Origin of the sequence: Pseudoalteromonas sp. BSi20311, from assembly GCF_000239875.1 — a bacterium.
GTDB lineage: Bacteria > Pseudomonadota > Gammaproteobacteria > Enterobacterales > Alteromonadaceae > Pseudoalteromonas.
On sequence record NZ_BADU01000039.1, the window covers coordinates 1 to 11,659 of the forward strand.

The 11,659-nt window shown below is 40.9% G+C and carries 9 protein-coding genes and 2 tRNA genes; 7 read left to right on the forward strand and 4 right to left on the reverse strand.

Going from position 1 to position 11,659, the window contains the following annotated elements:
• The first annotated feature begins 15 nt into the window (after positions 1–15).
• The 3 genes from P20311_RS03595 (at position 16) to P20311_RS03605 (ending at position 1,539) form a co-directional block, all read left to right on the forward strand.
• Positions 16–91 (forward strand) — tRNA-Lys (locus P20311_RS03595).
• A gap of 148 nt (positions 92–239) precedes the next feature.
• A complete protein-coding gene (gene nadA / locus P20311_RS03600) occupies positions 240–1,280 on the forward strand; it encodes a quinolinate synthase NadA (RefSeq protein WP_008109764.1) in 1,041 nt (346 codons plus the stop codon).
• A gap of 169 nt (positions 1,281–1,449) precedes the next feature.
• Positions 1,450–1,539: transfer RNA gene (locus P20311_RS03605), tRNA-Ser, on the forward strand.
• Positions 1,540–1,591: 52 nt separating this feature from the next.
• Here P20311_RS03605 and P20311_RS03610 read toward each other — a convergent pair.
• From P20311_RS03610 to P20311_RS03625, 4 genes are all read right to left on the reverse strand, one after another.
• Positions 1,592–3,241, reverse strand: a complete 1,650-nt coding sequence (locus P20311_RS03610) for a diguanylate cyclase (protein WP_008109766.1) — start codon at positions 3,239–3,241, stop codon at positions 1,592–1,594.
• Positions 3,242–3,406: 165 nt separating this feature from the next.
• Positions 3,407–4,282: a c-type cytochrome gene (locus P20311_RS03615; protein ID WP_008109769.1), complete on the reverse strand. Its 876-nt coding sequence runs from the start codon at positions 4,280–4,282 to the stop codon at positions 3,407–3,409.
• A 265-nt stretch (positions 4,283–4,547) separates the two neighbouring features.
• On the reverse strand, positions 4,548–4,937 hold the full coding sequence (locus P20311_RS03620; RefSeq protein WP_008109770.1) for a DUF2750 domain-containing protein: 390 nt from the start codon (positions 4,935–4,937) through the stop codon (positions 4,548–4,550).
• A 66-nt stretch (positions 4,938–5,003) separates the two neighbouring features.
• Positions 5,004–5,582: a TetR/AcrR family transcriptional regulator gene (locus tag P20311_RS03625; RefSeq protein ID WP_008109773.1), complete on the reverse strand. Its 579-nt coding sequence runs from the start codon at positions 5,580–5,582 to the stop codon at positions 5,004–5,006.
• A gap of 157 nt (positions 5,583–5,739) precedes the next feature.
• Between P20311_RS03625 and P20311_RS03630 the strand changes: the two genes are divergently transcribed.
• The 4 genes from P20311_RS03630 to P20311_RS03645 all read left to right on the forward strand — a co-directional run bounded on the left by P20311_RS03630 (position 5,740) and on the right by P20311_RS03645 (position 11,499).
• Entirely contained in the window at positions 5,740–6,783 is a 1,044-nt protein-coding gene (locus P20311_RS03630) for an alkene reductase (RefSeq protein ID WP_008109775.1), read from the forward strand.
• A 195-nt stretch (positions 6,784–6,978) separates the two neighbouring features.
• A complete protein-coding gene (locus tag P20311_RS03635; RefSeq protein WP_008109776.1) occupies positions 6,979–9,252 on the forward strand; it encodes a TonB-dependent receptor domain-containing protein in 2,274 nt (757 codons plus the stop codon).
• A gap of 58 nt (positions 9,253–9,310) precedes the next feature.
• The gene (locus P20311_RS03640; RefSeq protein ID WP_008109779.1) at positions 9,311–10,441 is read left to right on the forward strand and encodes an alkaline phosphatase family protein; all 1,131 of its coding nucleotides are present in this window, start codon (positions 9,311–9,313) and stop codon (positions 10,439–10,441) included.
• On the forward strand, positions 10,438–11,499 hold the full coding sequence (locus P20311_RS03645) for an alkaline phosphatase D family protein (RefSeq protein ID WP_008109780.1): 1,062 nt from the start codon (positions 10,438–10,440) through the stop codon (positions 11,497–11,499). Before P20311_RS03640 ends, P20311_RS03645 begins: the two co-directional genes overlap by 4 nt.
• The last annotated feature ends 160 nt before the right edge of the window (positions 11,500–11,659 follow it).

Here is an 11,659-nt window from a genome sequence, read left to right on the forward strand (position 1 = left end):
TAAGTAAACCAGAGCGGGTCATTAGCTCAGTTGGTAGAGCAGTGGACTTTTAATCCATTGGTCGATGGTTCAAGTCCATCATGACCCACCACTTCTGGTACACTTTCTCCGTATAATATATTCCTTAGTATCTCCCTTATTTTTATTTATAAACTGCCTGACTAGATTGCTATTATTTAGCGTTCGTTTCTCGTATAATTTGCGCTATTAATTACACTGTAAATAAAGTGGTCGAGAACATGAGTTTAGCTCAAACTATTATGCCTGAAGGTTATATTTTCCCTCCTAAGCCGGCACCGTTAACACAAGACGAAAAAGGCGAATATAAAGCGCGTATAAAACAATTACTGCAAGAGAAAAACGCGGTACTTGTTGCTCATTATTACACTGATCCTGAAATTCAAGCACTCGCTGAAGAAACAGGCGGTTGTGTAGCCGATTCACTCGAAATGGCACGTTTTGGCGCTAGACACGAAGCCGATATGATTATCGTCGCGGGTGTACGTTTTATGGGTGAAACCGCTAAAATTTTAACGCCTAACAAAACTGTGGTGATGCCTACACTTGAAGCAACCTGTTCATTAGATATTGGTTGCCCTGTGGATGAGTTTTCAGCATTTTGTGATCAAGACCCAGATCGTAAAGTGGTGGTATACGCTAACACCTCTACCGCGGTTAAAGCGCGTGCTGATTGGATAGTTACCTCATCGTGTGCACTTGAAATAGTAGAGCACTTAGATGAGCAAGGCGAAAAAATTATTTGGGGCCCAGATAAGCATTTAGGCAGCTATATTCAAAAGAATACTGGTGCTGATATGATCATGTGGAACGGTGCATGTATCGTACATGACGAATTTAAAACCAAAGCCTTAAAAGACATGAAGGCATTGCACCCAGATGCGGGCGTACTTGTGCATCCAGAATCACCGGCTGAAATTGTTGAATTAGCCGATGCAGTTGGCTCTACTAGCCAGCTAATTAAAGCCGCTCAAACAATGAGCAATAAAAAGTTTATTGTAGCCACCGATCGCGGTATTTTTTATAAAATGCAGCAACTATGCCCAGAGAAAGAGTTTTTCGAAGCTCCAACGGCCGGTAGCGGCGCTACATGTAAAACTTGCGCTCACTGCCCTTGGATGGCAATGAACGGCTTACAAGCGATTGAGGAAGCACTGATTGATGCCAGCGGTAAAGAAGTGTTTGTTGATATGGATTTGCGTGAAGGCGCACTTAAATCATTAAATCGCATGCTTGATTTTACAGCCAATATGGCAAAATAATAAATAGCAATATAATGCATTAGATAAAGGCGATACTCAGGTATCGCCTTTTTATTTGCTTATGAGTAGTTAGTTTGATTATTGAGCAGTTAAAAGCATGATGTTAAAAAGGCCTTGCACCAAGCAAGTGTATTTCATACTATAGCGCGCTGTTGCAAAGCAACATTGTGGAGAGATGGCTGAGTGGCTGAAGGCGCACGCCTGGAAAGTGTGTTTAGGTTAATCCCTAACGAGGGTTCGAATCCCTCTCTCTCCACCATTATTCTATATTAGGACGTCTCAGGACGTCCTTTTTTGTGCCTGTAATAAAGTTAAGCGTGTTGGCTTTGTACTTGGCGTTTGTTTTTACGCTGGTGCTTTAATGTATACATTCGTTGGTCGGCTAAGGTTAAGCAAACTTTATAGTCATTACATTCCTCACTACTTGCTAAGCCATAGCTCACGCCTGATAACGGCCAGTGTTTTTGAACTTGTTGATGAATATAGTTTAACGACTCGTTGATGCTCAGGGTGAGTTGGGCGAGCTGTTGTGCTGACTGAACGTTACACACACAAATAAACTCATCACCGCCGGTTCTGCATACCTCGCCTATATCGGCTAACGCATTTTGTATTAACCGTGTAACCTCAATGAGTAGCTTGTCACCGTGAGCATGACCTAGGTGATCGTTAACGCTTTTAATATTGTCGCAATCTATAAACACTATGAGATAAAAATTATCTAAGTTATCAAGTATTTCTTGTAATTGCAGCCGGTTTCCTACTTTGGTGAGTGGGTCTATGCGTGATAGCTCTAGCGCTTTTATAAAATTATTTTGCTTTATTTTTAGCCATTCAGATAAAGAAAGTAAAATACAGATACAATCAATGGCCAGAGCAATAAGTACCCATAATTCAGGTGAACTTATTTCTATTAAATTTAGGTGCGATAAAATAAAAATAACTAAGGACAAGCTATAAACAAGGTTGCCAGTTAAAAAATATTTCGCTCTAAAGTCTTTCATCCCCAGCATTGTAAAGCCCAGTTTTAAGCTTAAATACACCCAAATGGCAGCAAGGAAATGAGCTAAATAAAACACCCAATGAAAGGGTAAAAAGAGGTTTAAAAAACCACAGGCAAGTGCGGTTATGGAGAAGTATTTTAAAAATCGGCTAATACCAGTGCGGGTATGTTGGTCAAAGTTAAATAAGTAATAGGCAAATGAGCTGGCACAAGCAATAGCGAAGGCAAAAATATACATGCCAAAGTAATGGGTGTTAATTGCGTGGTAATTAAAAAGTAACGCAACTATCCCCGCCGCGAATGCCCAGCCAATGCCGTGTAACCCTATGTAACCTGCACAAAATAATGCCACGCGATGTTGTGTTTTAAAGAACATTATTAAGGCCATGCAGGCCAAGGTCAGCATTATCGTAATAGACACTAAGCTTAATGAATTGATATAAAACTGAAGTTTAACAAACTCAGATTGAGGAATAACGTTAATACTAACAGGTTTAGCAAAGTGCTTAGCATTAATATAAAGCCATAAAACACCGTGTGAATTAGCTTCTAGCTGTAACTCAAAAGCTTGGCTGTGCATTACAATGGCTGATGGGCTGGCACTATCTTGTGAAAAATCAGCGACTTTTCTGATCCCACTAGTATCTTGATAAAAAGCAACGCCACTATCTAAATAATTAATTTGGGGGATTATATACCAGCGTCCTGCGCTCACTGTAGTTAAACTAATTTTTGCTATTGCACTTCCATGGGCACTATACAGCGAAGTGACGGGAGTACTTACATTGTGATAGGCATTAACGAGTTGTTCACCTTGGGTTGGTTTAGCTAAATCTACTTGACGCCACATAGCAGACTTTAGTTGTAAGCTGTCATTTTGATTTAATGCTACAGCAAAAGCATTAAAACTAATGGTTTGAAATAGTAAACAACATATAAAATTGAAAGTGTACCGCATGTAATACCTAAGTTAGTGATCCTTAAAAATTATACTGCATTTTTAGCAGAATAATTATCGTTATGACTGTTTCAGCGTATTTTTACTTAAAATGTGGCTGTTAACATTGTATCGCTCCAAGAAGATAAATAAGTGAGTGGCAAATTATTACGCTACAGTACGTTGTTAGCGACGCACATCTTTTGGCGCGCCGCCTTGTGGCCAGTCATTCGCTTTATTGGCAAAAACAGGGCGCTCTAAATGAGAAAAATAATAAGCAATGTCTACAGCTTGTTGATCGGTTAACATACCTTCTTGTCCCAATGGCATATTCCCTTTAATAAACGCAGCTGCGGTGTAAGTACGTGCCATGCCCGCACCATCATTAAACGACTGGTTGCCTGCAACAGCAGGGAACATGTAAGTATTATTGGGGTATAAGCCTTGGCCGTCTAGTTGGTGGCAGCTTGCACAGTGCTGAGCGTATAGGGTTTTGCCGTTATCGGCGTTTGGAATAAGCTCTTTATTAATAGTGACAAAACCTGTTGTTCCTTGCAGGTCATCTTTGCTTTTTATATTTAGTGATAAAAAGTTCATATAGCCGACGATAGCCTGCATTTGAACCGAGTCAGTAGCCAGAGGCTGGCCATTCATTGAGCGCTGAAAACAGCCATTAATTCTATCTTCTATGGTATTTATTTTTGCATTGCGAGAGCGAAATTTAGGATACACCACATTCATCCCTACGTAGGGTGCGGCTTTAGCTACGCGTCCCTCGTTAAGATGGCAGGAACTACAATTAAGTTTATTGTTAACGTTGTTTGGAAGTTGTTTATAAGTATCAATAATCAGCAAACGACCATAACGAACGAGATCTGATTCTGGGCTAGCATCGAGATCCTTAATAGCAGGAGTGGCCAGCGTGTTAGGGTGATTTGCTGATAAGTTTATAATTGTCGGCGCATTACTTAGCACTGTTTGTAATGTTAATTGTGTTTCTTGTGAGTATACGGGCAAAGTAAATAACGTCGCTAATACAACACTAAAATGAACTTTAAACATAATATAACCCAAGCTAATAATAAATAGAGTCTCACCATGACTATTGTTAGTTAAGTTTAATTAGCAGCAATGCAATTGATGAGTTTGATGATTCACGCCTATTTAAAATATAGTTAAAAACTATATAGAAGGTTAATGATTCGGCTATTTTTTTATTAATGGATGTTTAGAGCTGGATTTTTGGCAAAAGGAAGGGGTAATTAAAGTGCCGCTGAAAAGAAGTAATTAAAGCCATTTCATTGTTGAAATGGCTTTGAGCAGTTGTTTAATACTTGTTCTTTTTGGCACTGAGCTGTGCTTGAAACTCATCAGGAAATAAAATCGTGCCGTCGTCTTCTTCGGTAGGGAACACGGCAACCAGTAAGTCGTCTTCTTCAAGGCCTGGCGTCCAGCGGCTAAACCAATCTGCTGTTGGAATTGCTTTAGGTGTACATCCTTCCCATTCGCCGGTTGCCCATGCTTGTGCAAACTCACGGGTTGGCCATACAGGCACACAGTCGTCGTCTTCGTTAGTGAGCATGACGCAGCCGTCGTCATCATTTAAAATCCACACTTGCTTAAACTGCTGCACGGTTTCGTACATGTATGCGAGTCGTTTTTTTGCGCCAAGGCCTAAAATTACGTCGTCTTGCTTTGATAAATTGTCAGTGGTCATTTTTGGCTCTCTCTCACTGTGGGGGGAATACAAAAGGCAGCGACATACTGCGCTTTAAAATTTAGTTTAGCTAATGGCTGCAAGCAGCTCATCGGCTAGTTGGTTTAGTGCGTCGGGGTCTTGATTTGTTAATGCGTAAGTGCGCAATCCATAAATACCCATAACACAAAATCGTGCTAGTTCTATGGCACTTCGCCCATTGGTAATTTCTTTATTATCTATCGCTTTTTGTAATTGCTGCGCAAAGGCATGCTCGTACGCCGTTAAATTAGTACGTAATACGTGGCAAATTTGTGGATCGTTACCCTCTACCTCACTAATGCTTTTTGTAAGCAAGCACACTTTAGTTGCTTCGCCGTCAATACATTCTTGCACAATGATATTAAGGTATTGTTTCAGCGTATCTAAAATACAATTACTGTGCTCAAACAGCGCCGTAAACTGTGTATTGCGATCGGTTTGGTATTGCTCCGTGGCGGCTAAAAAAATGCCTTTTTTATTACCAAATGCCCCATACAAAGAACCCGGATGTAAATGGGTGGCTTGAGTCAGTTTTTGCATACTGGTTTTTGCGTAGCCATGCAGCATAAACATGGCCATAGCTTGGCGTAGTACAAACTCTTTATCAAATTCTGCAGTTCTCATAATGACTCTTTTAGTGGAGAGAGTAGTAATGAATAAATTTATTTTTCTTAGGCCTAGGTGGCAGTTTACGCAATCTTAAACAAAGTTTCAAAATTATACTTGAATATTCATTCAAGTGACCTTATCTTGAATGTACATTCAACAAAGGATAAATATTATGTCGATTGACTTACTTTCACCTTTTAAATTAAATAACAGCATTGAACTGCAAAACCGCGTACTTATGGCTCCACTGACTCGCTGTATGGCAGATGACAATTTAGTGCCAACACAAGCCATGGTTGATTACTACGCTCGCCGTGCTGATGTAGGCTTAATTATTAGTGAAGCCATTATTATCCGTGCTGATGCTCAAGGTTATCCAAATACACCGGGTATCTTCACCAGCGAACAAATTCAAGGTTGGAAAAAAGTCACTGACGCTGTACATGCCAATGGCGGAAAAATGTTTGCACAACTTTGGCATGTTGGCCGTGTAGCTCACCCACACTTTTTTGGGGGTGATGTACTGGCGCCTTCGGCTATAGGTGTTGATGGCTCAGTACCGCGCATGCGTGAGCTGACTTATGTTACGCCAAAACCTGTAACTAAAGACGACATTAAAGGCTTAGTGGCCGATTACGCTAAAGCGGCAGAAAATGCGCTGGAAGCGGGTTTTGACGGTGTAGAAATTCACGGTGCAAATGGCTATTTAATTGACCAATTTTTACATTATGCGGCAAATGAACGTGATGACGAGTACGGCCAAACACCAGAAAACATGTCGCGCTTTGCACTGGAAGTAACCGATGCAGTTATTAATGTAGTAGGCAATGAGCGCACCGCAATGCGTTTAACGCCAGGTGCTTATTTTAATATGAGCGAAGACAATCGCGATAAAGCAGTATTTGATTACTTATTACCTGAGCTTGAAAACCGCAAGTTAGCTTATTTACACGGTGGTATTTTTGACGACAGCATGCGTTTTGATTCACTAGAAGGTAAATCAACCTCTGAATTTTTACGAGCTGGTTATGCAAGTACCTTAGTGGGTGTAGGGAGTTATAGTTTTGAAACTGCTAAAGAAGCGATTAACGACAATAAATTTGATTTAATTGCTATTGGTCGCCCGCTTATTGCTAATCCAGACTACATTAGTAAAATTAAAAACGGCGAAGAAGTCACACCTTACAGTGACGAAATGCTAGCTGAATTGAAATAGTAACTAATTTAGTAAAAACGATAGGGCACTCATGGGCAGCTATGAGTGTCTTTTTTTATACATTTATTTGCCATAATTTACTCATAATTGTTTAACCTTGCTGTCAATAAAGTTCCCCCTCGTTGTCATATTTAAAAATTAGACTGTGCCCGCTTTCATAATTACCTTTTATAATTAGAATCAAACGGGACAACAATGTACGCTTTAAAAAATAAATCGATTTTGAGCATGGCTGTGGCCATGGCGGTATCAACATCAGCTTATGCTAACGATAACGTGATAGAAGAAGTAACCGTTACTGCAAAACCAACCAGTTATGCAAACAACGTTATTGAACCTGCCATGCTTGAACAACAAAGCTCGGTATCGAGTGTGTTATCAGTAATAGATAACTTACCTGGCATTAGCATAAACGAAGGCGACGCATTTGGCGGCGACGATTGGTCAACCACTATTACCATGCGTGGTTTTAGTATTGACTCAAACCAGCAGCAATTAGGTATGACGGTAGACGGTATTCCTAATGGCGGTTCTAATTATGGCGGTGGTGCTAAAGCGAATCGTTACCTAGATAGCGAAAATTTAATCACCGTGGAAGTAGGTCAAGGCACTTCAGATATTAAATCAGCCTCGTTAGAGGCACTAGGCGGTACTTTTAACTTTGTAAGTAAAGCGCCTAGCGTTGAAAAAAGCACCACTTTTGCATATACCTCAGGCAGCCATGACGCAAGTCGCTATTACGTTAAACACGAAACTGGCACCATTTTTGATAATACTCAAGCGTATGTGAGTTATTCGCAAACCGATACTAGCCGCTGGATTGGCTCGGGCAGCAACGGTGGTAAAGATAACCAACATGCTGAAGCGAAATTTGTCACCACCCTTGATGAGTTAACTATAACAGGGCGTTTATCTTACGATGATGTAAGCGAGACGAATTATAATAGCGTGAGCTTGGCACAATTTGAACAAACTCCAGATTGGGATCAACTAACATGGAACTGGACAGGCGTTCCGCACTTTGACCAAATGTTTGCAGAAGGTTGGGGCACGCTGCGTGAAAACACTCTAGGGTATTTAAAGTTTGAATACGCGATTTCACCTACCTCATTGTTAACAATTAGCCCGTATTACCATAAAAATTCTGGCCGTGGCGATTGGATCCCTCCTTATTTAACGTCCCCTGTAGATGAAAGTGGTAACCCAACCACAGAAGGTGGCACAAACGCAGGGTCTTATGGCTTTACAGATAGTAATGGCAATCCACTTGCCCCCAACGCAGGTTGTACAGCAAGCTTAAACTGGCCGTGGGAGTCGGGTCCTGAGCTTAACCCTGCATGTTACGACGCTGATGCCACGCCAGTTATGTCTTATCGTCATACACATTATAATAAAGATCGTTTAGGGGTAACTGCTAATTATCAAGCGACCTTTGGCATGCACGATATTGAAGCGGGTTTTTGGTATGAGCAAAGTGACCGTGATGAGTCGCGTGATTGGCATAAAGTTATAGATGCGCGCATTTATCATCACTTTGATAACACCCCATACTGGACGCAATACAAAAACACCTTTGAAACCGATACCCTTAAATGGTACGCCCAAGACTCAATGGCATTTGGCGACTTAACCCTTAATCTAGGGGTTAAAAAGTACTTAGTAGACATAGAAAAGTATGACCATTATCAAAATGCGACAACAGCTAAAGTAAACAGTGATTCAGACCTTCTATTTAGTGGCGGTATTTTATATCAGCTAAATAGTAATACTGAGTTATTTACCAGCTATAGCGAAAACTTTGCTGCCATTAAAGATGGTGTGCTTGAACGCGACAGCTCTGATTTATCAGCTATTGAGCCAGAAACCGCTGAAAATATTGATCTAGGTGTACGCTATCAAAATAATGCACTTAAACTAACGGCAACGGCCTATTCAATTGAATTTGATAACCGTATCACCTTTATCGCACCAGGCAGCGACACCGGCGGTATAGATTACACCATAGGTACTAACGGCTCGTACCTAAATGTGGGAGGTATTGAATCGACAGGTTTAGAGCTGTCAGCAAGTTATATGCTTAATAATGAGTGGAATGTATATAGCTCATACACTAATAATAGCTCTGAATACAAAGGCGATGCGCCAGGCTTTGAAGCAGGAGGCAAGGTAATTGATTCAGTAGATGATTTATTTGTGCTTTCAACCGATTATTACAGCGGTGATTTCCGCTTTGGTTTATCGGCTAAATACACTGGCGAGCGTGGCGATGTAGATAGCTATACCGTGCTTGATTTAAATGCAGGCTATGCAGCCGAAGTTAATGCTGGCCCATTCAAAGCCGTTGATATTGCTTTTGTGGTTTACAACATTACTGATGAAAGCTACCTAGCAGGCGGCACAGGTAATGGGAGCACTTACTTTATTGGCGCCCCACGCACAGCAGCCGTGACGTTAACCGCCACGTTTTAAAACGTAATAAACGTAATTAAGCCCATCATTGATGGGCTTTTTATTAAACGAGGTGTGTATGCAAACAATAATAACAATACTAATAATCGGTTTGGCTTTACTTAACAGTCAGGCGGTTTTGGCTGCACCGCAAAATGTGGTGTTGGTAACTTTAGATGGGGTTCGCTGGCAAGAAGTATTCAATGGTGCCGATAACAAGCTGATTAATAAAAAAGAGTTTGTTAAGCAGCCAGCACAGTTAAGCAATGAATTTTGGCATGAAAGTCCGCAACAGCGTCAACAGTTGTTAATGCCATTTTTAACTCAAACCATTGCAAAACAAGGCGTTATTATTGGCGATAGGGCTAAAGGCTCAACTATGTCGGTGAGTAATCCGTGGTATTTTTCATACCCTGGATATAACGAAATTCTCACTGGCGAAGTGGATGAAAGTATCAACAGTAACGACAAGGTATTCAACCCAAATAAAACTATTTTAGAGCGTTTAAACGCCCAACCTGAATTTAAAAACAGCACCGCATTATTTGGTAGTTGGGATGTGTTTCCTTTCATTGTAAATACCCAGCGCAGCAAGGTGCAGGTGAATGCGGGGTTTATGCCCGTTGCTGATGATTTATTTGCCGACGCAGCGCTACTTAATGCGCTACAAACAGAGATACCTAGCCCTTGGCATAATGTGCGGCTTGATAGTTTTACCTATCGATTTGCCAAGGCGTATATGCTGGCGAAAAAACCAAGACTATTGGTGATTAGTTTGGGAGAGACTGACGACTTTGCTCACGATGGCCATTACGATGCTTACTTAAAGTCGGCCAAACAAAGCGATGCATTTTTAAAAGATTTATGGCAAACCATTCAAAGTACTGCAGGTTATAAAAATAATACCACGTTAATTGTTACTACCGATCACGGCCGTGGAAGTCATGCCAGTGATTGGCAGCATCACAGCTCTCGTCGAGCATTGCTAGAGCTTAATCTAGGCGCAGATGTGTTTCCTAACGGTATAGTAGGCTCTGAGCATATTTGGCTTGCAGCTATTGGCCCTGCAATTAAAAATAACGGTTTAATTAAAACTAAAAACGAGCTTAAACAAGCGCAAGTTGCCGCCACCGTTTTAAAAGCACTTGGGCAAAACCCACACATAATTAACCCCAATATGGCACCGGCTATTAATGAGATTTTAAAATGAAACAGTTGCTAAAAACCTTTAAGTATTCTGCACTGTCACTGACTATTGTGATTAGCAGTGGAGCAATGGCTGCGCCGTCTAAAATATTATTTGGTTCTTGCGGGCATCAAGATAAAGACATCCCTATCTTTAATGCGATAAATAAAGAGCAGAGTGATTTATTTATATTTTTAGGCGATAACATTTATGGCGATACTAACGACATGGCTGTGCTTAAAAATAAATACCAACGCCTTGGAGCAAAGCCAGGCTTTAAAGCACTACGCGCACAAACACCAATAATAGCTATGTGGGATGATCACGATTATGGTCAAAATGACGCGGGGAAAGAGTATCCGCATAAAGAAGCATCGCGGCAAATCATGCTCGATTTTTGGCAAGAACCTGCTAATTCAAAACGCCGTACCCGCCCTGATGGTATTTATACCTCGTACATGTATGGCGAAGGCGAGCAAACCATGCAGGTGATCATGCCAGATTTACGCTTTAATCGTGACACACTTAATTCTGTTAGCGAGATTGAGTATTACACCAAGCGTAAAGCAAATAACCAAGGCCCGTACAGTTCATCTGAAGTTAAAGGCGCGTCAATGCTAGGGGAGGTACAGTGGCAATGGCTTGAAGCCGAGCTGAAAAAGCCAGCGGCAATAAAGCTAATAGCGTCGAGCTTGCAGTTACTGCCTGATTTTACCGGCTGGGAGTCGTGGGCAAATTTTCCTGAGGATCGAAATCGTTTATTTGCGCTAATTAAAAAACACCAAGTAAATGGTGTGATTATTATTAGTGGTGATACTCACTGGGGCGAGATTTCAAGGTATCAACACAATCTTGATTACCCACTTATTGAAATGACCAGCTCAGGTCTGACAGAAAAGTGGAAAGACGTTAGCCCTAACCAGCATCGTGTCGGTGATTACACACATAATGTTAACTATGGTGATTTAAGCATAGACTGGCAACAAGTCGACCCTGCTATTTCATTAAAGCTTAAAGGCATTGATGGCCAAGTTATTATGCAAAGTGATTTTAGTCTTTCAAGTATTAGTCCTTATAAATAGCATCACCATTTAAATAATAAACGCACTGCAGTTAAAGCAGTGCGTTTAAAAGTTCATCTATTGGTGGGCTAACTTGCTGATTTATTAGTGCCAATTTCCCCTTAGTGCTACCGCTTAAATTGAAAATATCTTACACTGGCTTTATCTCAAGTAAGGCTGG

Coding starts and splice junctions, on each gene's coding strand:
- nadA (WP_008109764.1), top strand. CDS start 240: ATGAGTTTAGCTCAAACTATTATGCCTGAAGGTTATATTTTCCCTCCT.
- P20311_RS03610 (WP_008109766.1), bottom strand. CDS start 3,241: ATGCGGTACACTTTCAATTTTATATGTTGTTTACTATTTCAAACCATT.
- P20311_RS03615 (WP_008109769.1), bottom strand. CDS start 4,282: ATGTTTAAAGTTCATTTTAGTGTTGTATTAGCGACGTTATTTACTTTG.
- P20311_RS03620 (WP_008109770.1), bottom strand. CDS start 4,937: ATGACCACTGACAATTTATCAAAGCAAGACGACGTAATTTTAGGCCTT.
- P20311_RS03625 (WP_008109773.1), bottom strand. CDS start 5,582: ATGAGAACTGCAGAATTTGATAAAGAGTTTGTACTACGCCAAGCTATG.
- P20311_RS03630 (WP_008109775.1), top strand. CDS start 5,740: ATGTCGATTGACTTACTTTCACCTTTTAAATTAAATAACAGCATTGAA.
- P20311_RS03635 (WP_008109776.1), top strand. CDS start 6,979: ATGTACGCTTTAAAAAATAAATCGATTTTGAGCATGGCTGTGGCCATG.
- P20311_RS03640 (WP_008109779.1), top strand. CDS start 9,311: ATGCAAACAATAATAACAATACTAATAATCGGTTTGGCTTTACTTAAC.
- P20311_RS03645 (WP_008109780.1), top strand. CDS start 10,438: ATGAAACAGTTGCTAAAAACCTTTAAGTATTCTGCACTGTCACTGACT.